At 60.1% G+C, this 23,757-nt stretch carries 15 protein-coding genes, 1 tRNA gene and 1 pseudogene; 10 read left to right on the top strand and 7 right to left on the bottom strand.

Annotation, left to right across the window (positions count from 1 at the left end):
- Positions 1-260: 260 nt before the first annotated feature.
- Genes VSX77_RS01480 through VSX77_RS01470 form a run of 3 tightly spaced genes read right to left on the bottom strand, consistent with a single transcriptional unit; the run spans position 261 to position 6,147 of the window.
- Positions 261-1,268 carry a sugar kinase gene (locus tag VSX77_RS01480; RefSeq protein ID WP_338425904.1) on the bottom strand — a complete coding sequence of 336 codons (1,008 nt, stop codon included), beginning with the start codon at positions 1,266-1,268 and terminating at the stop codon, positions 261-263.
- A 58-nt stretch (positions 1,269-1,326) separates the two neighbouring features.
- Positions 1,327-2,916 (bottom strand): alkaline phosphatase D family protein, encoded by a 1,590-nt coding sequence (locus VSX77_RS01475; RefSeq protein ID WP_338425903.1) that lies wholly within the window; start codon positions 2,914-2,916, stop codon positions 1,327-1,329.
- 48 nt (positions 2,917-2,964) lie between these two features.
- Positions 2,965-6,147: a TonB-dependent receptor gene (locus VSX77_RS01470; protein WP_338425902.1), complete on the bottom strand. Its 3,183-nt coding sequence runs from the start codon at positions 6,145-6,147 to the stop codon at positions 2,965-2,967.
- 426 nt (positions 6,148-6,573) lie between these two features.
- Here VSX77_RS01470 and VSX77_RS01465 point away from each other — a divergent pair, with 426 nt between their 5' ends.
- From VSX77_RS01465 to VSX77_RS01440, 6 genes are all read left to right on the top strand, one after another.
- Positions 6,574-7,776 (top strand): mandelate racemase/muconate lactonizing enzyme family protein, encoded by a 1,203-nt coding sequence (locus tag VSX77_RS01465; protein ID WP_338425901.1) that lies wholly within the window; start codon positions 6,574-6,576, stop codon positions 7,774-7,776.
- Between the two features lie 85 nt (positions 7,777-7,861).
- Positions 7,862-8,299: a GlcG/HbpS family heme-binding protein gene (locus VSX77_RS01460; protein WP_338425900.1), complete on the top strand. Its 438-nt coding sequence runs from the start codon at positions 7,862-7,864 to the stop codon at positions 8,297-8,299.
- Positions 8,299-9,588, top strand: a complete 1,290-nt coding sequence (locus tag VSX77_RS01455) for an MFS transporter (protein ID WP_338425899.1) — start codon at positions 8,299-8,301, stop codon at positions 9,586-9,588. The genes VSX77_RS01460 and VSX77_RS01455 overlap by 1 nt, the downstream gene beginning before the upstream one ends.
- Before the next feature lie 45 nt (positions 9,589-9,633).
- Positions 9,634-10,392, top strand: coding sequence for an SDR family NAD(P)-dependent oxidoreductase (locus tag VSX77_RS01450; protein WP_422397263.1), 759 nt, complete (start codon positions 9,634-9,636; stop codon positions 10,390-10,392).
- Positions 10,392-12,116, top strand: a complete 1,725-nt coding sequence (locus tag VSX77_RS01445; RefSeq protein ID WP_338425897.1) for a GMC family oxidoreductase — start codon at positions 10,392-10,394, stop codon at positions 12,114-12,116. The genes VSX77_RS01450 and VSX77_RS01445 overlap by 1 nt, the downstream gene beginning before the upstream one ends.
- Before the next feature lie 118 nt (positions 12,117-12,234).
- The gene (locus VSX77_RS01440) at positions 12,235-13,827 is read left to right on the top strand and encodes an SMP-30/gluconolactonase/LRE family protein (protein WP_338425896.1); all 1,593 of its coding nucleotides are present in this window, start codon (positions 12,235-12,237) and stop codon (positions 13,825-13,827) included.
- Between the two features lie 74 nt (positions 13,828-13,901).
- Here the strand turns inward: VSX77_RS01440 and VSX77_RS01435 are convergent, their stop codons facing one another.
- Together VSX77_RS01435 and VSX77_RS16415 are read right to left on the bottom strand one after the other, a co-directional pair.
- Positions 13,902-14,741 carry a LacI family DNA-binding transcriptional regulator gene (locus tag VSX77_RS01435; protein ID WP_338425895.1) on the bottom strand — a complete coding sequence of 280 codons (840 nt, stop codon included), beginning with the start codon at positions 14,739-14,741 and terminating at the stop codon, positions 13,902-13,904.
- Positions 14,742-14,798: 57 nt separating this feature from the next.
- A pseudogene (locus VSX77_RS16415) lies at positions 14,799-14,957 on the bottom strand (LacI family DNA-binding transcriptional regulator); the annotation flags it as partial.
- A 435-nt stretch (positions 14,958-15,392) separates the two neighbouring features.
- Between VSX77_RS16415 and VSX77_RS01430 the strand changes: the two are divergent.
- The 3 genes from VSX77_RS01430 (at position 15,393) to VSX77_RS01420 (ending at position 19,168) form a co-directional block, all read left to right on the top strand.
- Positions 15,393-16,751 (top strand): FAD-dependent oxidoreductase, encoded by a 1,359-nt coding sequence (locus VSX77_RS01430; RefSeq protein WP_338425894.1) that lies wholly within the window; start codon positions 15,393-15,395, stop codon positions 16,749-16,751.
- Between the two features lie 2 nt (positions 16,752-16,753).
- Entirely contained in the window at positions 16,754-18,214 is a 1,461-nt protein-coding gene (locus VSX77_RS01425; protein WP_338425893.1) for a mannitol dehydrogenase family protein, read from the top strand.
- Positions 18,215-18,280: 66 nt separating this feature from the next.
- Positions 18,281-19,168: an ROK family protein gene (locus tag VSX77_RS01420; protein WP_338425892.1), complete on the top strand. Its 888-nt coding sequence runs from the start codon at positions 18,281-18,283 to the stop codon at positions 19,166-19,168.
- A 279-nt stretch (positions 19,169-19,447) separates the two neighbouring features.
- Here VSX77_RS01420 and VSX77_RS01415 read toward each other — a convergent pair whose 3' ends face one another.
- Positions 19,448-22,102: a TonB-dependent receptor gene (locus VSX77_RS01415; RefSeq protein ID WP_338425891.1), complete on the bottom strand. Its 2,655-nt coding sequence runs from the start codon at positions 22,100-22,102 to the stop codon at positions 19,448-19,450.
- Between the two features lie 141 nt (positions 22,103-22,243).
- Between VSX77_RS01415 and VSX77_RS01410 the strand changes: the two genes are divergently transcribed.
- Positions 22,244-23,203, top strand: a complete 960-nt coding sequence (locus tag VSX77_RS01410) for an alpha/beta hydrolase (RefSeq protein WP_338425890.1) — start codon at positions 22,244-22,246, stop codon at positions 23,201-23,203.
- Between the two features lie 396 nt (positions 23,204-23,599).
- On the opposite strand, the gene VSX77_RS01405 is transcribed toward VSX77_RS01410, so the two are convergent.
- Positions 23,600-23,675 (bottom strand) — tRNA-Lys (locus tag VSX77_RS01405).
- Positions 23,676-23,757: the final 82 nt, after the last annotated feature.

Raw genomic sequence — 23,757 nt, 5'->3', positions numbered from 1 at the left:
TGTAAAAATCGCGCTCTGCGCGGCTTGGCTTATCTCATGTTAGCGCAAATAGCTTTTGCACGCTCCGATCCCCGAAAGATCATCAGCGCGAGCGCATCGAACCAGCCGTCGCCGTCCAACCAAAGCGTTCGGTCAGGACTGCCGCGCCGTGGATCGCGAAGCATATTTTCTTGTCTTCTGATGGGCGAAATCTCGCCGAACTGCGGTCTGCTCCACCTACGGTGATCTGAGGCCGCGCCGTCAAAACGCCTTAAAATTGCCTAACGGCGAATATCGGAGGCCCCATCCCAGAACTGCGCGACATCTTCGTTTGAGAATAACGAAGCATCCCCAGGAATCGAGTGTTTAAGCGCTGCCAGCGCCAATCCGGTACGCGCCGCATCATCCCGAGCTTCGCCCGCTTTCAGCGCGTGGAGGACGCCGGCCGCAAAGGCATCGCCGGTTCCGATGCGATCGACGATCCCCGCAATTGCGAAAGGCTCGGTCTCGAACCCGCCATCGCGCGTATCGATGCGCGCAGTGAGGAAGTGAGTATCAGCATTGCTGACGTGCCGCGCGGTGGAAGCGACCGTTTTTAAGCGGGGGAAGGCGTCAAATGCAGCCTCTGCCGCCTCGCGGCGCCGCGTCGGTCCGTCGCTGGAAAAACGTGTCCCAAGCAGCAGCGAGACATCCCGGTGATTGCCGAAAAGGATATCCGCATGAGCAATCAGTTCACTGAGAATGGGGCGTGGCTCGCTGTCCCAGGCTTCCCAGAGAGAACTCCTGAAATTGCAGTCAAACGAAAGCGGAACCCCGAGGCGGATCGCTGCGCGCGCGGCGCATATCGCACTCTCCGCAGGATCGGGACCAAGCGCCGGCGTAATTCCGGACAGATGGAACCGGTCGGCATCCGAAAGGATGGCGGCCCAATCCCAAGCCGTGGCGGGTGCGCGAGCAAAGCTCGAATGCTCGCGATCGTAGACAATATTTGGTGCGCGGAAACCCGCCCCGGCAGCAGAAAAATAGAGACCCATGCGCCCTTCGCGGCGCTGGACATGTTCGGTACAGACGCCGGAGCCCCGAAGAAATGTGACGACTGCAGCACCAAGCTCATTCTGCGGAACCGCGCTCACGAAACGGGCTGGTTGGCCGAGGTGGGCGAGCTGGACAGCGACATTCGCTTCAGCGCCTCCAACCCATATATCGAGGCGCGGCGTCTGTAGCAGGAGCTCTCGGCGCGGCGAAGACAGGCGGAGCAGCGCCTCGCCAAAGCTCACGAAATGACCCATTTAATTTACCTTGTGTGCAGACAGGGGATGCCGACCGCCGACCGGATGCTTCTCTTCTTCAAAGCCGAGCCACGCCAGGGCGGCCGGGCTCGGTCAGAAAGCGGGCCAGCGTGCTGACTGTGCCGCCCGGCGTAAAGGCCTGATCGATCACGCGGACGTTGGTTACCCATTGCCGGTTATCAATATCGCAGAGAAGATAACCGCGCTGATCATGCACCATCGACATGTGCGGATTGGTGGCAGCGCGCGGATCGGGTCCGATCGGCAGGCCGTTGCCACTGTTCGAGCTGATCGAGGTCGCGTGGAATTCTGCGGCTACGGGGGCACTTTCAAGGTCACCGCTCCGTGACGGCAGATGTCCGATGAAGAACATATGGCTGTCACCGCCGGCGATCACTACATTCTTGAGACCTTGGCGCTCTATCATCGACACGAGTCGTTCGCGCGAATCCGGATAACCCGTCCAATTGTCGTATCCGTTCGACGGCACTTTCTGCATCGACCGGTCGAACGGCATTACCAGCCCGCCTAGGCCGAGCATGTTCCATGTCGACGCACCCTTGAGCCCATTCTCGAGCCAGTTCTCCTGGTTTTCCCCGAGCAACATGTCGGGCTTATCGCGCCTGTCGACGCAATTTCCGTCGCCCTGCTCTTCACAAAGCCGGATGCTTCGGTAGCTCCGTTTGTCAAGGATGTGAAACCGAAGCAGGGAACCGAAGTCGAGACGTCGAAACGCGTGAACCAGACCTAAGTGGGGAAATTGCGCGGCTCGGACGGGCATATGCTCGTACCAGGCCTGCATTGCGACGGCGCGGCGCAGGAGGAAGACTTCAGGCGGCGTGCTGCTCGAGTCCAAATCGCCTCCCCAGTCGTTCTCGACCTCATGGTCGTCGAACGAAGAGAGGAAAGGGGCGGCCGCGTGGGCTGCCCTCAGGTCGGGGTCAGATTTGTAAAGTGCATAGCGCTGGCGGTAATCGTCGAGACTGTAAATCTCGTCGCTCGTGTGACGACGTACGAGCGGCACCTTTAACGAGACGGCCGACGCCGTCGCCTTTCCTTCGTAAATATAATCACCATAATGGTAGACGAGGTCGAGGTCCTTTTCCTGGCTGATATGGCGCCAAGCCGTGAAGAGCCCGCGCTCATAATGCTGGCAGCCCGCGACCGCGATACGAAGACTTTCAATGTTGGTTCCCGGTTCCGGGGCGGTTCGCGCGGTGCCGATGTCGCTCCGAATTCCATCAACTATAAAGCGGTACCAGTAGCGGCGCCGACTTGCGAGTCCGTCCACCTCGACATGCACCGAGTGCGCCAGCTCCGGACGGGCGATATAGCTTCCTGCCCTGACAATTTTTCGAAACATGTTGTCTTCCGCCACTTCCCAGCCGAGCGCGATGGCTTCGGCTGGCATCCCGCCATGCGGGTCGAGTGGTTTCGGTGCGAGGCGAGTCCAGATGACAAAGCCATCCGGCGCCGGGTCTCCCGAAGCCACGCCGAGCGAAAATGGGTCTTCTAAGAAACGGGGTGCGCCGAGCACCGTCGAACTCGTCAGCGCGGCGAGCAGGGCGCCTTGTCCCGCCGCGATAAGCACCGAACGGCGGTCAAGGAGACGATCGAACGCACTCTTGTCCGGGACAATTCCTGCCATCTCTATATCACCTGCTTTTCGGACCTGCCTCATGTCGGGGGAAGCGGTTCAGAAGCGAGCGCGTATGCCGATCGTCCCGGTACGCCCATTCTGGACATAGATCGCGCTATGCGTGCCGATGCCGGCTGCGGCAGTGGAGGGATAAGCGCTTCCCGGCGTCACTACATTGTAGGGCTGGCCGAGCAGATTGTTGACGGTGAAATAGGTTTCGAGATGCTTCGTCACCTTGATGCGGCCGGAAATGGTAAGGTCTGTGCGCGGCTGGAACGAGGTCGGCGTGTCGGAACGGAATTTCTCGTCATTCCATAACAGATTGGCAAAGAGGCGGACCGGCCCATTCTCGTATATGATCCCAAGCGAGCCGATATTGTTGCCGACCCGCGGAATTTTCCTGTTCGGCTCATTGTGCATGAAGGCGCCGCGAAGCGATAGACCGTCGAACGGGGCCGGGAGCCAGGTGAAGCTGTGCTGCAACGCAGCCTCGATGCCCTTGATCGTGGTCACGTCCTGCTGCGTGAAAGTGGAAAACGAATAGCCATTGTAGGCAGGATCGGCGGCGTAGCCCGCGAGGGCCGGGATGGCGGCGGCTTCGGCGGCGGAATATTCCTTGACGACCGCAAGGCCTTCGATCCGGTTGTAATAAAGGCCGACGTTCAACATGCCGACCCCCTTCAGATAGCGTGAAAGCCGGACCGAATAATTGTCTGAGATTGCGGGGGTAAGACCGGGATTGGGGACGACGAGTAGCGGCCCGCCCGTCGAGCTTCCGGTCAGATTTTCTGTCGGCGAGCTTCCTGTAGCGTCCACACCCGCGCGCAGGATCGTCCGACTATACCCCGCCTGGAGCTCGTTGCGCTCGCCGATGGTAAATTTTAACGAAGCGCTCGGGAAGAGGTTGAAGTAACTGCCTTTTACCTTCGATGCCCCATTTGCGTACTGATAGTCGACGCACGGGATCGTCGTGGCGACACCTGTAGTTGCGGACACGGCGCAATTCGCGCTCGCGCCCACAGGCCTGAATGCCCGCACCTCGGCCAGCGGCCGCGACTGAAAAACGTCAGCGACATTTTCGGTCCATTCGGCGCGCAATCCGGCCCTGAGTTGAAGCTCCGGGGTCACCGACGCGGTAATCATTCCGTAAAGCGACTTTATATTCTCGTCGACATCGGTTTTGCGGTAGTTTGCGGTCGCATATTGCGCTGCGGTTGTCGTGCTTGTCCATTCAGCGGGATTCGCCTGATACATCTGGAGGAGCTTGGCGAGGTCGATCGACGGGATATAAGTCGATCCGGAGAGCGACTGGATAACGAAGTTGCTCTTGTTCGTAATTCCGCTGGTATAGAGGTTGACTGCCTGCGCAAGGAACTGCGCGTTGGTCAGCGGCCCGTTGTAAGCATAGCTCGTTAGCGCGTTATTGCCGAACAGGTAGCTTATGTCCGTGATCTTCGCGCCCGCTTTGAAGCTAACAGGAACTGAACCGAGCTCAGTGTCGTACCGCACATTCAACGCACCCGATCGCGCTGACAGTTCGGCGTAGCTGCCGGTCGTCAACGTGATCGCGGGGCGGCCTGTGAATGTATAGGAAGCAGGGTTCGACCAGTCGGGCCCGCTAATCTGCGTAATCGTCCAGTCAGCGAGGTTCAGGTCCGAGCTGTTCTTCACAAACGACGCGTTGCCCGTTGACGTGATCGTCGGGCCGGAAGTCACCTGTCCGGCACTGGGAGAGTCATAATAGGATTCGCTGTCCGAATAAGCAAAATAGCCATCAATCGTGAACTTGCCGGGCGTCCACTCAAAATTGGCGGCAAGCACGTTGCCATTGTTATATTTATACTGGTCGCTTGCAGCGGAACTGATCGATTGCACGGTTCCGGGAAGGTTGCTGCGAAAGGCCGACAGGGCGTCTTGGGCGGTCGCTGGCTGGCCATTGAGGTTCCGCAGCCCGTAGGTCCCGGTGGCGGTGTCGGCTGTCACCGTCGTAACCTGATTATGCAGCTGGATGTTGCCGCGATAGCCTGTGGCAAGGAGCGACAGGTTGAAATTATCGGTCGCCTTAAAGTCGAGCACCAATGAGGCGGTGCGACGGATGGTTCGCCGCGCGCCTGTTTGCCCCTGCATGCGATAAAATTCGAGTGGGTAGGGCGCGTTGGCCGACTGGGTATATTGCCGATCGAGCGTGATCTGCTCGCGCTCGATATATTGATCGTTATAGCCAAGCGAAAACATCACGCCGAGCCGACGATCGAAGAAGCTGTTCGAATAGAAGAGCGAGGCGTTAGGAAGGAAGCGCTTGTTGCCCCAGCCGCCGGTATCGGGACCGATATTCTTGTATTTGTCCCACATATTCTCGTGGGTGAAGCCTTCGACCGACACAATGAAGAGCGGCTTTTTGCGATCATAGGCCCTCTTGGTTCGAAGGTCTATGATCCCCGCAGGCGCATCCGCATTCTGATCTGCCGCAGTCGTTTTGTAGGTCGTCACCGAGTCGATCGCGGACATGGAGATCGTCTCGTAATTGAATATGCGTGCAGCGGCGGCGGCACTGGAATAGCCCGTCGCCGTGGCTGCGTTGGCCGAGACGATGTCCATGCCGTTCAACTGCGTCCGGGTGAACTCGGCTGGCAGGCCGCGAAGATAGGCGTAGACCGACGTGCCGTTCGAGCCATCGACATCGACGCCCGGCATATATTTCATGAACTCGGCCGGGTTTCCCCCGGCGATGTCCCCATAGGCTTCCGTGTTGAGCATATCGGCGATTTGCACTTCCTGACGCTGCGCCATAAGCTCGACGGCGTTGGCATTGCGGATGGCGCTGACGACGATATCGTTGCCGGCGGCAGCCTGACCGTGGCGTCCACTGCGGACCAGATCGACATCAAGACCCGCCGTTTCTTGGCCGCGGATCTCGATTTCAAGCGTTTGGCTGACATAACCTGCAAAGCTCACGGTCACTCTTGCGACACCGGCGGGCAGGTCCTGGGCGCGATAGGCACCTGCCTCGCCGGTCGTAACGGTGCGCGTCTTTCCATCGGCCGACACAATGTCGACAATCGCATCGCGCAAATAGGTGCCCGACGCAGTGTCGAGGACCTGGCCGGACAAAGCTCCTTTGGCCTCTCCCGCGTCGCGTACCATCCCCGGTGCTGGTTCCTGAGCAAAGGCCGGAGCCGCAATCGCGACCAGAACGGGGATTGCGGATGCAGCCACCAGCAGCTTCGCCTTGAATTTCATTTCACCCTCCCAAACAGCGAATCAATATCGATAATGATCACTCGGCCGCGCCATTTTGTTCTTCAAATATGACGCTATAATGTCGGATTTCAAGCATTTTCCAAATATTCTCTGTCCCAGTCCGCTTGCGATTGACGATTCTGAATTGCCATTCTACGATAACGCTAATGTTAAGGCAATGGGCGGCGTTGTCGATGAATTTGCTAGGTTAAGGCCTCTCGAATTCAGCTCCATTTCCACGTTGACATTTCAATCGATCCTTGACAGAATCCATAATATGGACTGTATTCCACATATTATCGAAAGGATCGCGATGTCAAACAGAATCTCCCTCGGCGACGCACGTGCCGCGCTTGACGTCGCGGACCGATTTGCCTTCCGTGAGCGGAGCCGAGTAACGATGGCTCGACTGGGAGACCTCGCGTCATGCTGAAGATCGCCTCCGTCGTTGCCGTTGAGATGCGATATCCCTTCTCCAAAATTTACGGAGAAGGTCAGGTTCCGAAGGAATTGCTCGCGCCCGCGGCACATTTTCAGCGCATCAAACGAACCGGACAGGCCGCCACACTCGTCGTTGTGACCGACGAAGACGGCGTCAAAGGGTTCGGAGAATGTTTCGGACTTCCCAGCCCCCGGCCGAGCAGGGCGATTATCGAGGAAATCATCGCGCCCGCGCTGACGCGAGCCAGTCTCGCCTCGCCCGACGAGGCGATGGCGGAATTTCACCAGTTTTTTCTTGCCATGGGAAACAGTCGCGGCCCGGCCATGGAAGCACTCGCCGGCCTCGATATCGCGCTTTGGGATTTGCTCTCGAAGCGCGCCGGAAAGCCGCTCGCAGCAATGCTTGGTGAAACGGTCGCTCCGGTCCCTGTTTACGCAAGTCCGGTCCAGTTTCTTGCCGATCCGGCCGACAGTGCCGCCAAGGCGCTCGATTTCCTTGCTCAAGGCTACACGGCAGTTAAATTGAAGATCGGGCGCGGTGCCGATACCGACGTCGAACATATTCGCGCGCTTCGCGAAGCCATGCCTCCCGGCACCCCCCTTATGCTCGATGCCAATTGCAGCTACGACCGGGACGGCGCGCTTGCGCTTATCGACGCAATTGCGCCTTATGATATCGCCTGGTTGGAAGAACCGGTCGAACCGGAGGATTTCGGCACGTTGCAGTTGCTGTGTGAGCGAGCGCCCTGTCCGATCGGCAGCGGCGAGAATGACTTCACGCTCACCGCATTCGAACGGCTTTGTAACCTTGGGATTACATATCTTCAGCCCAATGTCACGCGAGCGCTCGGCGTAACCGGAATGCAGCGGCTCGACGCGCTCGCGCACCGCACGGGTGCCAAGGTTGCATTGCATGGCGTGGGAACGAGCATCGGTGTCGCTACTGCGCTCCACTGCTGCGCCGGACTCGAACGGCTCACGCTCTTCGAGCGCAATCATCTTATCAATCCGATGCGCGACGATGTTGGCATTGCTCTGACCGTCGACAGCGGCGGCTGTATTCTTCCTCCTTCCGGCAGCGGACATGGGGGGGCGCCGCTCCCAGAAAGGGCCCGCGAAATCCACGAGCCTGACGTTCAGGAAGCCTTGGCCGACCCGTCACGCACCGCGCTTGAGACGGCGCAGTGACGATTGTTGCAGCGGGACCGCGTGCCGTCGCGGCAGGAGCCGTAACCGTCAATCCCGCTGTTCGCAGCCATTGATCGGCCCGGCTATGATGCAAGTTCCGACGCTCGACGCGGCTGACGCCAAAATTCTGGTGGAGGCGGCGGTGGCCATATCCAACTCGATCGGCGTTCCGCAGAATATCGCGGTCGTTGATGCAGCTGGCGCGCTCCTTGCCTTTCACCGGATGGACGGAGCGAAGCCGTTCACAGGCGATTTTGCGATCGCCAAGGCTGCGACGGCCGCGGGATTGCGGGTGGCTACAACAAAGCTTGCCGAGATCGCGCTGCCTGGTCAGCGCGGCTTCGGCTTGGACAGCATCGCTGGCAGCAAAGTGGCGATACTCGGCGGAGGCGAACCGGTCAGCGTGGCCGGTCAAGTCGTCGGGGCGATTGGCATCAGTTCGGGAAGTGTCCACGAGGATACCGACGTTGCCCGCGGCGCCGTTGCACGTTTTGGGGCTCATATCGTGGATGGATCCGATTGATGAACAGCGAAGAGAATGCAGGCGCGCCGACGGTCAAGAAACTGCCGCTGAAGATATGGGTGATCCTCGGGCTTCTCATGAGCCTCGTCGTCCTCAACTATTTCGATCGCCAGACGCTCTCCATTCTGAAACCGATCGTGAAGGCCGAACTCGATTTCGACGACACGGCATATTCGCTTCTGACGTTCGCTTTTATGCTGCCGTACATTGTCATGTATGTCGTGAGTGGACGGCTGGTCGAACGATATGGCACGCGGATTTGCATGACGATTTTCGCCATCGGCTGGTCCCTGGCCAATATCGCATCCGGACTGTCCCACAGTTTTGCGCAACTGGCCGCCTCGCGCGCCGCCCTTGGTACAGCGGAGCCGGGCGTTTTCCCAATCCTGCAGCGCGCAATTCTCAATTGGGTCCCCGTCGAGCGACGGACGCTCGCGCTCAGTATTGTCACCCCTGCCGGCAATGTCGGAGCGGTCCTTGCACCGATGCTCGTTGCCCTGATGACCACCGGCATCGGCTGGCGCGCCGCGTTCATCATCCCTGGCGTCATCGGTATCGCGATCGCAATCGCATGGTGGTTCGCGGATACCGGGCACGAGGCGCCGCGGGAGGAAATGGAGGCCGGCATACGTAGAGATTCCCTATCGCCGGACGATGCTGAATCCTCCCCGATAAAGGGTCTGCTGCGCGATAAGCGCTACTGGGCCATTATCGCAGTTCGCATGCTCAGCGATCCCGTCTGGTATTTCTACCTGTTCTGGATTCCCGGCTATCTTCAGGAAAGGGTCGGGCTGTCGCTTTCCGAGCTGGGACTTGTCGGCGGACTTCCCTATATCGTCGCGATTCTGACATGCCTCATTCTCGGTCGAGCCGTCGACCGTCTCGTGGTGCGGGGCAGGGACCCGATCCGGGTCCAGCTCGCCCTTTTCGGCTTTACCGCGGCGCTCATGCCGCTCGGCGCCCTCATCACCATGACGTCCAGCCCAGCCGTCGCGCTCCTGATCATCACGGTCGTGATCACCGTTTGTCAAACCTGGTTCGTCGGGTTCAACGTCCTTTTGGCCGGGCTCTTCCCGGTCAAGGTCAATGCCTCGGCCGTGGGAATGCTGGGTGCCGTTGGCGCGACCACGTCGCTTATCCTCAACTTGGCGGCAGGTTTTATCTTGGCCCAGTTCGATTATTCGGGCCTCTTTGCCGGCCTTGCGGTCCTTCATCCGCTGTCGGCGGTCATTCTGATCGTCGTGATCGGACGCAATCGGGCTCGCAGCGCCCCGGCGCAAGCGCGCTGAAGAGGGCCGAACGAGAGCCTCACAAAATTAAGGAAATCACTGATTATGAAAGTTGAGACACGCACATCTCTCGCGGGCCGGGTCGCGATTGTGTCGGGCGCGGGCAATGGCATCGGCGCCGCGATCGCCAGCGAACTCGCGGGGCGCGGCGCCCACGTCGTCGTAAACGACATCGACCCGGCGCGGGCTCATCGCCAGGCCGAAAAAATTGGAGAGCGTGGCATGGCGGCCCCCGGGGACGCGTCTTCGTCATCGGATGTCGCCGCAATTGTCGCTCGCACCCTCGAGAGTTTCGGGACAATCGATATTCTCGTCAACAACGCGGGGATGGACCAGGCGGTCTCCATTCTTGATCTGGGTGAGGAAGATTGGGACCGGCTCATTGCGGTCAATCTGAAAAGCGCCTTCTTGTTCTCGAAGGCCGTTCTGCCAGCCATGATCGAGAGGCGCTACGGTCGCATAATCTGCACCTCGTCGGTGGTTGCACATCGCGGCGCCATGAACGGCGGCATCCATTATGGTACGACGAAAGGAGGAATGCTTGGTTTTGCCCGCACGCTTGCGCGTCAGATGGCGCGGACCGGGATCACGGTCAACGCAATTGCCCCCGGGGTCGTGGACACGGATCTGATCCGAACCCATATGCCTGCCGAGGTTCGAGACCGCGTCGTCGAGGATATCCCGCTCGGCCGCCTTGCGGAGCCGGAAGAAATCGGTCACGCGGTCGCTTTTCTCGCATCTGACGAAGCGGCCTACATCACCGGCGCAACCCTCAACGTAAACGGCGGTTTCTGGATCGGCTGATGGAGAGGATCGACTATATCATCGTCGGGGGCGGCAGTGCGGGATGCGTGCTCGCCAGTCGGCTTTCCGAAGATCCCCGCCTGAATATCGTGCTGATCGAAGCAGGCCGGGATCTGGCGCCAGGACAGGAACCGCCGGAATTCCTCGACATGTATCCGGGAGTCGTCGCCTTCGATCGGGCCAACCATTGGTCGACGACTCGCGCGCGTAACCTGCCGCTCACCGGCAATGACCCCTCTGCCCACCCCGAGCCGAAGGCTTATGATCAACCAAAGATCGTCGGCGGCGGGTCGAGCATCAACGGCCAGGCTGCCAATCGCGGAACGCCGGCGGATTATGACGAATGGGACGCCGGCGGGGCCAGGGGGTGGCGTTGGGAGTCCGTCCTGCCCTATTTCAGAAAGCTCGAGCGCGATCTCGATTTCTCGGGTCCCCTCCACGGGTCCGACGGCCCGATCGCTATTCACCGCATTCCGAGGGAGCAGTGGCCCGGCTTCACCCTGGCCGCGGAACGCGCGCTGCTCGACCTCGGATATTCGGCGCTCGAAGACCAGAATGGGTCTGCCGACGACGGGGTGTTTCCGCTGAGCTTGTCGAACGACGGCACGCATCGTGTTTCCGCAGCGCGTGGCTATCTGACCGAGGCGGTGCGCCGGCGGCCTAACCTCCTTATTATGGCCGACACCGAGATAACTGGTCTCGCACTTGTCGATCGCAAAGTAGTGGGCGTTTCGATCGGAGGAGGCAGCGACCGACGGGATATAGCCGCTCGCGAGGTCATTTTGGCCGCCGGGGCTCTCCAATCGCCCGCGATCCTCATGCGGGCAGGGATAGGCGCAGCCCCGCGCCTGCAGATGCTGGGAATAAACCTCGTGGCGGATCGCCCCGGCGTCGGACAAAATCTTCAGGAGCATCCCGGTCTTTCGCTTTCGGCTTTCATTCGGCCCCATGCTCGGCTTCGCGGCAAGACGCGCCGCCACAGCCATATCGGCTTCCGATACTCCTCGCGGGTGGAGGGATGCGATGACGGCGACATGTTCGCGATGGTCGCCGCAAAGTCCGCCTGGCATCCCCTGGGCGACCAAATCGGCACGCTTCTCTACTGGATTAACAAGCCCTATTCGCGAGGATTTGTCGACCTGGAGGATAGGCATCACTCAAGCGCCGTGATCGCCAACTTCAATTGGTTCTCCGACAAACGCGATCTCGACCGCTTGGTGCATTCCACCATCATGATGGCCGGGGTCGCCGCTTCTCCCGAAATGCGACCCCATATCGTGGCACCCTCGCCATCGAGCTATAGCGGCTGGGCGAAGCGGCTCGGACGCCGAGGTTTACCAAATTATTTGATGACGGCCCCCGTCGCGCTGCTCCTCGATGCGATACCCGGCCTGCAACCCCGCTTCGTGAAAACCTTTATCGGCGGCGGCCGGTCGTTGGAGCATTTCATCGCTGACCGGAATGAAATCGAGGCTTTCGCCCGCGCCGGAGTCTTTGGACAGTGGCACCCTGCCGGCACCTGCCAGATGGGCGCCGCCAGGGACCGATACGCCGTCGTTTCACCGACCGACGGACGCGTTCACGGTGTGGAAGGTCTCCGCGTCATCGACGCTTCGATCATGCCGACCATCCCGCGCGCCAATCTCAATATTCCCGTAATAATGATCGCAGAGCGCATGGCCGATGCGATCAAGCAGGCGGAGGGCGGCGCGGCTAGCGGTTGACGATGCGCGCGCTGGTCGCGGAGGTGCGACCAATGGCTCATCTTCGGCAGAAAATATGTTGACCCTGTGCCATTCCACCTGAACTAGGGAGCGGGTAAATATTCAAGTCCTGTCTGGGTTGATCGAGTTGGCAGAAGAAACAGATGAGAAGCTGACGGGCGGAGCCAATGCGGTTCGTCGTAGCCTCGCGGTGTTGCGCGCAGTCGCGGAAGCCGGGTCGGAGGTTACCGTAGCCGACCTGGCCGCGCGGCTGGATTTGAAGAAGCCGACGGTGCACCGTCTGGTTGCCGCGCTTGTGGAAGAAGAGTTCCTCCAGTCGGAATCATCGCCGCAGCGCTTGCGTCTGGGGCCACTATTCCTTGAACTCGCCCATTCGGTTTGGAGCAGGTTCGACATACGCGGCGCGGCGGCGCCGGAGCTCGCTCGTCTGGCGCAGCAGACGGGGTTCACCGCGCGCCTGCTGACCAGTGCGGGAGACCGGTTGATTTGCGTCGAGGCGGCCCATGCCGCGGAGCGTGTGCGCGAACTGGATGTCGGTTCGATGGAGCCGATGCGCGGATCCGCGGCAGGTCTTGTCGTGGCTGCCTTCTCCTACAACGAAGTCCACGATCCGAATCCAGAAGAAACGCTTGCCAAGGCTCGCTACTACGCGATCGACAGCGGCGCCGGTAACCGGTGGCGGTCGGTCGCGGCCCCCGTTTTCGACGAACGCGGCGAACCTTGCGGCGCGATCGCCGTGACGGGCCCATCGCATCTGCTGGCCGATGAGAGGCTGCATGCGCTTGCGCCTCATGTGCTCGAGGCAGCGCGCAAAACGTCGCGCGCCGCGGGCGGTTATCCTTTCGCGATTTCCCCGGACGAACGACGCTCGGATGGTAGAAGCGCGACCGTTCGTCCAATCAGTCGCCATGCTAATCTGATTGGCGATTCTCCGATCTGGCTTGGCAAGCCTGCGGTTTTATACTGGATCGACATTCTCGCGCCTGAGATCCTGCGCCTCGATGCCAAGGGAAGCGTTCGCAAATTCGCAATGCCCGATGTGATCGGAGCTCTGATTCCGAGAGCAGATGGAAAGCTGATTGCGGCCTTTTCCAACTCCATTGCCACCTTCGACCCCGAAACCAACGAGCTTGGCAATCGCGTGACTGTTGAAGGCGTGAATTTCGGATATCGCTTTAACGACGGGGCGACAGACCGGCGCGGGCGGCTGTGGCTCGGCTGTGCCGATCCGTCCAGACCGGGCGCGCACGGCAGGCTCCTTCAGATCGGCCAGGATGGACAAATAGCGGCAGAACTATCGGGCCTTGGCCTTCCCAACGGAATTGTGTGGTCGGACTGCGGCAGCCGCGTCTACCTTATAGATTCCGCAATGCGCCAGTTGCGTGCTTACGATTATGACGAAGCGCGCGGTCAGTTCGGTGATTTTGTGGTTCTTCATCAGTTTCCTGCTGGCAACCCCCGGCCGGCAGGACTCGCCATGTCGCCGGAAGGCCATCTGTGGACGGCGATCTGGGACGGATGGGAACTTGTCGAACTCGATAATTCGGGAGCGGTGCTCGACAGGATCGCCCTCCCGGTGCCACGCCCTTCGGGCCTGCGATTTGCGCAGAATGGCCGCGATCTGATCGTCACGTCTGCCTCGGTTCGCCTGAGCCCTGCGCAGCTACTCAAGGCTCCGCTGTCGGGCAGCGTCTTTCTCTGCGAGCTCTAAACCGTCGGCAAATAATCGCGCCTCGTCTTGCTCGGCCACGATCGGCCGGGCAATCCGGGGCCAAGGCGAACGGGTCAGCGCGTTGATCCCCGGAGCACCAGCTCGGGCGCAATACGATCGACGACTATGTCGTTGCCCGCGCCGCCCTTGATCCGGTCCAGCAGACGTCGCGTCGCGCGGCTTGCGACATCTTGGAAAGGCAGAAGAAGTGTCGAGAGCGGCGGGCTCATAAAGCGGGTGAAGGGATGATTGCCCCATCCCATCACGAGCGCCTCTTCGGGGACACGAATGCCCCGTTCCCCCAAGGCGCGATAGAGACCGAGTGCATAATAATCGTCTCCAACGACGAAGGCATCCGGCCGTCGGCCCCTATCGAGCAGATCGCTGGCAACGCGGTACGCATCGTCGGCCTGCCACGACTGTGAAACGCGGAAAGATCGTGCAGGCGGGACAAGCGCGAGATTTTGACGCGTATCGAACGGCAAGCCATGGCGTTCGAGCGATCGGCGAAAACCCTCGGCCCTGATCCGGATGGTGGAAAAGGGCATATCCTCGTCGAGGAGGACAATGTCCTTTGCTCCTTGCGAAACGACAAAATCGGTTGTCAGCGAAATTCCTGCCTCATTGTCGACCGAGAAGAAATCAACGCCGAGTTCTGGAAGTTCGCGGCTCACCAGGACCAATGGTATGCCGGCCTTGATGATCGGGGCCCAGGCCGCCGGATTTTCCTGCACGGGAGCCGAGATAAGCCCATCCAACCCGGCCTGCAGGGCGCGTTCGATCGCATCGCGTTCGCGTTCCGCGGATTCGGACGAGAGCAGAAGAAGGACCGTATATCCCTCCTTCTGAGCTTGAAACTCAACCTCGCTAACAAGATCCGCAAAGAAGGGATTGGAGATGTTCGACACGATCACCCCGATTGTCCTGCGCGATCCGAGTACCAGCGACCGCGCGTGGATATTGGGGACATAGCCAAGCTTCTCGGCCTCGGCCTTGATCAGCGCGCGTGTCGCGGCGCTGACGCCCGAACGGTTGTTCAATGCGCGTGACACCGTATTTGCTGTCAGGCCAACGATTTTCGCCAGATCCTGAAGCGTCGGCGGACGACGCCCCGTTCCTGTTTCCGCCATTCCGTATCTCCGAGCCAGAGCTGACCTCTAGCGAAAACCGCAGCATGTGCCAAGCTAGCCGCTCGACGGCATGCAGTATCATTATCGTTATTCTACCTTTGGAGACTCGCTCAGTCATCGCTATCCTCCCAAGCGCAAAAAATCGGAAAAAATCATGATCTGACAGTGGATAAACAGGGATGATCTCCGGTTAGATGTTTGTCATTAGCGCTATTGATATTTTCATGAACTAGGCTATTCGGGGCGTGGGAGCTGAGGCGCTGGGCGCCGCCCGCGCGGCGACCGCCACGCCGCTGATCAATGGCTCTGCCAGACGAAGGGAATGAGCGGCGCAAGCGATCGGCTGCCGGACAAACCTGCGGCTCACGCGAAACTGGCTGCTAGATTATAGCTGAAAGGTTGACTGTGACAGGGATGCATTCGGAAGTTTTATCGGTGACAGAACCCAGCAGGGACGTCCCGGTTGAGGGTCACTATGATGTCATCGTTTGCGGCGGCGGTCCCGCGGGCCTCATCGCTGCGGTGGCGGCGGCACGAAATGGCGCGAAGACGCTGCTGATTGAACGCTACGGGTTTGTCGGCGGCATGTCGACCAGCGCCCTCGTGACGCCAATCAGCGAGTTCCGGCATTTCGGCAAGCAGCATATCGGGGGCATTCCATTCGAACTGTTGCAGAAAGCGGCGGCGCTTGGCGGCGCGGATGTTTCACTCGAAAGCGGCAATTATCCGGTCAACGACGAAATCCTGAAGCTTGCCGCGCAACGCTTGCTGCTGGAGAGCGGAGTCGCGCTTCTTTATCATAGCTGGTTCTCGGACTGTGTGATGGACGGCGACCGGGTCACGCATGTGATCGTGCAGAACAAGGCAGGACGGGTCGCTTACGCATCCAGGACATTCGTCGATTGCACGGGAGACGCCGACCTTGTCAGGGCAGCTGGCTTTGCCACCACCAAAGGCGATGTTCTCCAGCCTGCGACCTTATGGTTTCAGCTCGGAGGCGTCGACACCGTCGGTCTCTCTTATTTGTTCCGCGATGCCGTCGATGGAATGCTGCCAGTGTCGGACGTCATTCGGGGCCGTCTCCTTGCTCTGAACGAGGCGGGTGAAATCCCGATTTTTGGCGGTCCTTGGATCAATAAATTCTTCCGTGATGGCATGGTCAGCATAAACGTGCTGCGCGAAGCGACGGACGCCAGCGATCCCGAATGGTTCACCAAGACCGAATGCAGTCTGCGCGAAAATCTGCAGCTCATTATCGAGGTTCTGCGGCGCGAATTTCCAGAATTTCGCGATTGCTGGCTGGCGAAATCGGGCATTCAGACCGGCGTGCGAGAATCCTATCATATTGTCGGCCTCTACAAGTTAACGCGAGACGACATTTTGGTTCCCAAAGCCTTCCCGGATACGATTGCCAAGGGCGCGCACGTCATCGACATCCACGCCTCAGACAGCAATGAGCAGAATGGACTCGTCATACCACGGCAGGAATATAATGTTCCTTTCCGCTGCCTGGTGCCGCGACGGAGCATCAACCTTGTCACGGCCGGTCGGTGCCTCAGCGCGGACGGACCCGGTTTCGGCTCAGTGCGTGTGATGGCGACCTGCATGGCGATGGGCCAAGGGGCGGGGACGGCTGCGGCGCTTGCCAGCAGGCACGGCTACAGCATGTCAGACATGAATTTTCGGCAGCTGCGCGATGTCCTGATCGCGCAGGGTGCCGTTGTTGACTTCGATAATGTGGTGAATCCCGCAGCGCCGATCGAGCTCACCGAATATCCGGCAGTCACGGCCTGATGATGGATGGTCGCAAGTGGGGGCGCGACGTGGAAATAGTCGGGCCGGCCTATAATCGCAAAGATTTGACCCCAGGGATCGTTCATATCGGCGTGGGAAATTTCCATCGCGCTCATATGGCCGTCTATCTCGACGAGCTTTTTTCCCGGCAGGTGGATCACGATTGGGGCATCGTCGGCGCTGGCGTGCGCCCCGCCGACGCAGCTATGCGCGAGGCGCTTGAAAAGCAGGATTATCTCTCGACGGTGATCGAGCTTTCACCCGGCAAAAATTTGGTTCGCCGCGTCGGCGCCATGGTCGATTTTGTGGCCGTCGATCCTTTTAATGCGCCGCTGATCGAGGCGATGAGCCGGCCGGAAATCCGCATCGTGTCGCTGACTGTGACCGAAGGCGGCTACTTCATCGACCCGGCGACAGGTCGGTTCGATCCATGCGCTCCGGGAATAGCGGTGGGCAGCCGCTTTCCCGGTCGTCCCGTCACCGCTTTCGGTGCAATAGTTGCCGCGTTGCGCAATCGCCGCGCCGCGGGTATTCCAGCCTTCACGCTTCTCTCTTGCGACAATCTGCCTGGAAATGGCCATGCTGCGCGCGATGCTACCCTTGGCCTCGCACGCCTGTCGCAACCGGGCCTTGCCGATTGGATAGAGACCAATGTGGCCTTTCCCAACAGCATGGTCGATCGGATTGCTCCGGCGACGGGTGACAGGGAGCGGCAGATGGCGATCGATGCCGGGATCGCCGGCGACAGCGTGCCGGTAATCTGCGAGCCCTATCGGCAATGGGTGCTCGAAGACCGTTTCCCGTCCGGTCGCCCGTCCATTGAAACTGTCGGCGCCGTTTTTACCGACAGGGTCGAGGCGTTCGAAACGATGAAGATCCGTATTCTTAATGGGGGCCATGCGATCATCGGCTACGCCGCGGCTCTCTGCGGGATCGATCATATCCACGACGCCATGGCCAGCCCGACAATCGCCCACTTCGTCGAGAGGGTGCAGACCACAGAAATCCTGCCCATTGTGCCGCCTCCTCCCGGACATGATCTGGCCCGTTACAAAGCGCAGGTGATCGACCGTTTTCGAAACCACCGCATTGCCGACACGTCCAGGCGTCTTTGTTTCGACGGAAGCAATCGGCAACCGAAGTTCATTCTTCCCTCCGTGCGGGACAATCTGGAGGCCGGCCGCGTTCCGCACGGTCTCATCCTCGCGACGGCCTTATGGTGTCGATATTGCTATGGCACCGACGACAACGGCTGCGAAATTGCCCCAAATGACCCCGATTGGGCAGCACTTCAACGCACCGCCAAGGTCGCAAGGCGCAACCCTGACAGGTGGATCGCGATGCGCCACATCTACGGCGATCTGTCGGACAACAATATGTTTCGCAGCGCGTTCGGCGACACGTTGGACTTGATCTGGAGCGAAGGAGCGCACGGCGCCATTAGGCATTATAACGCACGATAGCAGCGGGCCGAAGCGCTACAAGGCACCCTTGCTCCTGGCCCATTGAAAAGAACCGAAAGGCATCGAATGACCGCTCCCAGCATCGCCGGCCTGGAACTCGGCGGCACCAAATGCGTGGCGATCCTCGCCAGCGGGCCGGAGGGGGTCCGCGACGGCCGGACGATCCCGACAACGGATTCGGCGGAGACCCTCGCCCGTCTCGAAGCGATACTGGACGGTTGGGCCTTTGACGCGATCGGGATCGCGAGCTTCGGGCCGCTCGACCTCGATCGATCGAGCGCGGACTTCGGCTCGGTGTGCCGCACGCCCAAGCCAGGCTGGTCCGGCGCCGATCTCGTCAATCGTTTCAGCCAGCGATATGCGAAGCCCCTGGCGATCCAAACCGACGTGGTCGGCGCCGCCCTCGCGGAGAGCAGGTGGGGGAAGGCACAGGGGCTTTCGAGCCACTGCTATATCACCGTCGGCACCGGAGTGGGTGTTGGCCTGATTTCCGGGGGGCAACCGGTGCAGGGTTATGCTCATGGCGAGGCGGGACATATGCGCGTCGCCCGCGCTAAAGGTGACACTTTCGAAGGTGCGTGCCCTTTTCATGGTGACTGTATCGAAGGGCTTCTTTCGGGTCCGGCCCTGAAGCGCCGTTTCGGCCGGCCCGGCGAGGCATTGCCCGACGGCGCCGCCGAGTGGGACCTTTTCGTCGCAGATCTTGCGGCCTTTCTTCATAATCTCGTTGCCGTCGCTTCGCCTGAACGGATTTCGATAGGCGGGGGCGTGATCGCGGATCGACCTTTTCTTTTCGCCCGCCTTCGGGAAAAGCTCTCCGCCAGCCTCAACGGCTATGGCACATACCCAGCCTATATGGCCGATGATTGCGAGAGAATTGGGCCTCCGGGACTAGGCGCACAGACGGGACCTCTGGGCGCGGTCGCAGTTGGACTTGGCGCGCTGGGACTATAGGCCGCTGCGGCGCCACGTTCGGCGGACCATAAAGGATCGGCGCGAAACAGGCATCCGGCGGCTGGCACAAGGCGCCCGCCCCGGGGGCGCCGGCCGGGCACCGCGGATCGCAGAGCGCGGTCCCGTCGATCCCATGGCGCTGGGCGGTCGGCGACAGCACCGCGCCTCCGCCGACCATCGCGCCCCGACCTGCGGTGCCTGCACCGGCTCTGATGACTCGGCCAACGCTCACCGTTCGCCGTCGCTCCCCCTGGAGACGGGCCATCGCGCCGGTCTGGGCTAGAAGGCGAAACGCGCACCCACGACGAAACGCCTTTCGTGGACCAGAAGATTTCGCAGATTCTCCGGTTTCTCGAGATAGCGGCGTTGCATGGTGTTGGTGATGTTGAACATTTCGAACCTGATGCGAACTGCTTCACTAATGTCGTAGCTTACCGAAGCATCGAGGAATCCCTGCGCGGCGGTATATTCGTAGAGCCCCAAGCCCTGCGCAGCGTTGCCCCCTTCGGCAGAACTAGCGAAGCGGCTCCGCCAGCTGTACGCTGCCCGAATATCGAGCGGACCCCGGTTATAATAGCCGATGAGGTTATAGGCATGCTTGGAAAGATCGGGGAAAGGTTCTGCGGTCGCCGTCTTAATGTCGGTGTAGGTGTAATTCGCCACGACCCCAAGTCCGCCGAGGAATCCCGGGAGGAAGGTGAGGGCCTCCTGAGCGCTCAATTCAAAGCCCTTGATCCGTGCCGGACCGCCGTTGACGGGACGTGTGATGAGAAATTCCGTGCTGCCGTCGAGCAGCGTGAAGCCGGGTATTTCGCCCGTCTCTGTTGCCGTGGTGATGAAATTTTTCACGTCCTTGTAGAAGAAAGTGGCCGAGTAGGCGCCGTCCCTGCTCCGATAGAATTCAAGCGATGCGTCGAACTGATTGGCTCTGAATGGATCGAGCAGGGGATTGCCGCCAGACGCCGAACCCGACGAGCGATCGAGGTTGAATCCGGCGATCAGCTTGTTCAGCGGCGCGCGCTCGACAGACTTTGCGCCGGCAAGCCTGAAAATGAGATTGTCGGCCAAGTCGAACTTGATGTTCGCCGCCGGCAGGACGTCGTCATATTCGTTCTCGATCGTGAGAAACGCATATGTGGGCGTGGCGACGATGCCTGTTGAGCGGAGCTTGGTTCGCACCCAGCGTGCTCCGATATTGGCCGCAAAAGAGATGCCGAAAACATCGCCTCCAAAATCCGCCATGCCGTACGCCGCATAGGTGTTTTCCGAAATATTCTGGAAGGAGTCCGCAAGCAGCTCTCGCGGGTTGAGATTGAGATCGTTCGAAAAGCGCTCCGAAAAATCGTTGATTCCGACGTCGGTTATATTTCCTGCGACCCAGCCGCGCGGAATATTACCCCCGAACCCCGCAAAGAGATGCGAGTGAGGCGACCCCAGAAACTGTGAAATCGGCGCGCTGGTAATCGGACGTCGCTGGCCATTTTCGAAGAAAGCAGGATTGCCGGCAGCGGGGCTTTGGGGAAGCGACTGATACAGAGCGTCCTTCGCGTCCGTGAGCGAAATGCGAACGCCGGCTTTCAGATTCTGAAGGGGGCCTTTTTCGACCGCCAAAGCAACATCGAGCTTCGCTTCCCATTTCTTTTGGTAGCCATCGAAGAGACGGTCGAAATGGAGCTCGGTGAAGAAGCCCGACGGATCATGAAGATCATAAGGCTGGCCGCTCGCGGTCGTAAGGATGACATCGGGCAGCGTGTTCCCCGAGTTCAGATCATATCGGACGGTGGCGTTCTGGAAACCCTGGTAGCGGAGAAATTGCTCGATGCGCCGCCGCTCCGATCGCGAATAATTGATATCCGCGTTGACCGTGAAGTTTCCGGGACGCCAATCGAAATTGACGCCACCCTGATATGTCTGTGTCCGCTCAGGGTAATTGCGTCCATCGGGCTGCACGCGTTGATTGGTAAATGTACCGGCCGTAATGACCCCGACATCGCTGATTTCTAGGCTTCCGGGAACAAATGTTCGGTCAAAAAGCGTGCGGAAGAAGAAGCGCCGCCAGTCATTGTCAAGGCGCAGAAAAAGGCCGTCAACGCGGATATCAAGGTTATCGGCGGCCTCCCAATTGAGTGCGGCATTGATGCCGGTGCGTTCCAGCGACTGTTCCTCGGTGAGGAAGCGGAGGTCGACCGGCTTCAACGCCTCGTTGGTCGCGGGATCGGCATCGAAGTTGAAGCCCGTGTCGGTGCCGACATCGAACGGCGTAAATCCGCCGCGCGCCATGAAGTTATCTTCGCGCGTCTTGCTCCTGTCGTAGGAAAGAGCGACGATGAAACCGATACGCCCGTCGGCGAATTTATCGGCATAGGTCAAACTGCCGGTCAGGCCCGCACCCTCGGCCCGCTCCCCGTAGCTGCCAAGGAGTGAGGTCGAAAGAAGCCGCTCTTTCAGATCGGTGGGTTTGCGCGTCACGAGATTGACGACACCCCCCAATGCGCCTTCGATCTGGTCGGCGCGAATGGACTTGCTGACTTCGAGCGTCTGAAAAAAGTCGGACGCCAGATTTCGAAAATTGAACTGCCGGTCGGTCGCGCCGACCAGAACGCGCCCATTCACCAGCGTGTTTGCGGACAGGCCGCGAACGCGGATGCGGGCGCCGGCGCCCTGCTCGCGCTCGATCTGAACGCCGGTTATGCGCTGGAGGGATTCTGCGACATTGTTGTCCGGAAGTTCGCCGATGTCCTCGGCCGTGATAACGTCGACGATCGAATCGGACCTGCGCTTGTAGTCGAGCGCATCTTGCAGACTGGCCCGCGTGCCGGTGACGATGATTTCGTTATCGGCACCCGGCCCTGTTTCTTGTGCAAACACCGGCCCGGCAAGGAGCGCTGCTGCCAGCGTCGAACCACTTAGCTTCAGGACAGTCGAAATCTTCATATGGCCCTCTCCATCTTTGCAAGAAGCCACCCTGAACCGCTTGCTTGTTTATTCCATATTATGGACTATAGTCCGCACTATGGCCAATTTTCGATGTAGTCAATAGCCGTGGCTTGGTAATGCTTCCGGGGGGATTTCACCATGAACAGCCGCCACCTCGTCGACCGCGATATCGCGCCGCTGATCGAACTGGTCCAACGCGCCGAGTTCGGTTCGGCGCCGATCGCCGACATCCGCGCTGCGGCGGCGGAGACTTACGCGATGAGGCCGCCACCGGTGATCGTGCCGGAAGAAATCATCATCCCATCGGTACATGGCGGGCCAAGCATCGCCGTCTATCTCTTCCGCCCCGATGCGGTCAGGCGCGATGCCGGTGCGGTCCTGCACATCCATGGCGGCGGTATGGTGATGGGATCTGCAAAACTGACGCCGGCGGGTCCGGCAACGCTCGCCGCGGTCGTGGGCGTCCCCGTCGCCTCCGTCGAATATCGCCTTGCACCCGAGTACCCATTTCCAGCGCCACAAGAGGACTGCCATTCGGCGTTGATTTGGCTCGCTGACCAGGCACGAACCATGGAATTCAATGCGAGCCGGATCATCGTTGCGGGTGAAAGCGCCGGCGGCGGCCTGGCAGCGGCACTCGCAATCATGGCGCGCGATCTTGGCGGACCGGCGATCGCGGGGCAATTGCTCACCTATCCGATGCTCGACCATCGCACCGGCGGAGACAATTGCCCCTATGCCAATCCTGTAACTGGCGAATTCATCTGGACACGGGCCGCTAACCGCTTTGGTTGGGCAGCACTTCAGGGTGACTACGGACTCGATGACGAACGCCGCGGCTGGTTCTCGCCAAGCCGCGCCGACGACCTTTCGTGCCTTCCCCCGGCCTATATTGCGACGGGCAGTCTCGACCTATTCTTCGACGAGAATCTTGACTATGCGCGCCGCCTGGTCGCCGCCGGAGTGCCGGTCGACCTCCATAGCTACGCTGGCGCCATCCATGCATTCAACGCGATTGTCGATGCCCCGCTGTCACAACGTTTCAGCAGCGGCCTGCTGACGGCGGCTGCTGCTATGACGGCACCGGAGAACGGCTAAGTCGCTTATGCAATGAGAGGAGGGCGCTGGTTGGCGACCTCGCGTCTGCGCGTTCTAGGGACGACGCCAGACCTCGCGCTCATGGGGCCGACGGCCAACAGAGGAAAAGGTGGGCATCCGATTTACTATTTGGATCATCGACGATGCCGCCCCACGCGACCGCCGTCCCCGATTTGGGCGCTGGAAGTCGAAAGCGATGGTGCGCCACTACGCGCACATGTCGACGAAGCATCTCTAGCCGTACGCAGACCAGCTGATTTTTCGTCACAAACGGGAAACCCCGGAGAGGCGCAGGGAACTGCGAAAGCTCATGGCACAAAATCCCCTACATCCCGACAGGGAACAGGCTGATTTTAGCGTCACAAGACAGTAAGTCTTTGATCTGAATGGAAGAAATGGTGGACGCACTAGGGCTCGAACCTAGGACCCGCTGATTAAGAGTCAGCTGCTCTACCAACTGAGCTATGCGTCCATCTGCCGGTTTCCGGCTTTCGCGGCGCCGGGGAAATCCGCCTGCGTCGTGAAGAGAGCGGCCCGCTATCATGGCGGTGCAC

Origin of the sequence: Sphingopyxis sp. TUF1, assembly GCF_036687315.1 — a bacterium.
Taxonomy (GTDB): Bacteria; Pseudomonadota; Alphaproteobacteria; order Sphingomonadales; family Sphingomonadaceae; genus Sphingopyxis; species Sphingopyxis kveilinensis.
The sequence above is the reverse complement of the archived record's forward strand: the minus strand, read 5'-3'. Positions and strand labels throughout refer to the sequence as shown.

Excerpts from the sequence above, each read along its gene's own strand:
- VSX77_RS01470 (WP_338425902.1), bottom strand. The coding sequence starts at position 6,147 with ATGAAATTCAAGGCGAAGCTGCTGGTGGCTGCATCCGCAATCCCCGTT.
- VSX77_RS01445 (WP_338425897.1), top strand. The coding sequence starts at position 10,392 with ATGGAGAGGATCGACTATATCATCGTCGGGGGCGGCAGTGCGGGATGC.
- VSX77_RS01455 (WP_338425899.1), top strand. The coding sequence starts at position 8,299 with ATGAACAGCGAAGAGAATGCAGGCGCGCCGACGGTCAAGAAACTGCCG.
- VSX77_RS01420 (WP_338425892.1), top strand. The coding sequence starts at position 18,281 with ATGACCGCTCCCAGCATCGCCGGCCTGGAACTCGGCGGCACCAAATGC.
- VSX77_RS01465 (WP_338425901.1), top strand. The coding sequence starts at position 6,574 with ATGCTGAAGATCGCCTCCGTCGTTGCCGTTGAGATGCGATATCCCTTC.
- VSX77_RS01450 (WP_422397263.1), top strand. The coding sequence starts at position 9,634 with ATGAAAGTTGAGACACGCACATCTCTCGCGGGCCGGGTCGCGATTGTG.
- VSX77_RS01480 (WP_338425904.1), bottom strand. The coding sequence starts at position 1,268 with ATGGGTCATTTCGTGAGCTTTGGCGAGGCGCTGCTCCGCCTGTCTTCG.
- VSX77_RS01460 (WP_338425900.1), top strand. The coding sequence starts at position 7,862 with ATGATGCAAGTTCCGACGCTCGACGCGGCTGACGCCAAAATTCTGGTG.
- VSX77_RS01425 (WP_338425893.1), top strand. The coding sequence starts at position 16,754 with ATGGATGGTCGCAAGTGGGGGCGCGACGTGGAAATAGTCGGGCCGGCC.
- VSX77_RS01415 (WP_338425891.1), bottom strand. The coding sequence starts at position 22,102 with ATGAAGATTTCGACTGTCCTGAAGCTAAGTGGTTCGACGCTGGCAGCA.
- VSX77_RS01475 (WP_338425903.1), bottom strand. The coding sequence starts at position 2,916 with ATGGCAGGAATTGTCCCGGACAAGAGTGCGTTCGATCGTCTCCTTGAC.
- VSX77_RS01410 (WP_338425890.1), top strand. The coding sequence starts at position 22,244 with ATGAACAGCCGCCACCTCGTCGACCGCGATATCGCGCCGCTGATCGAA.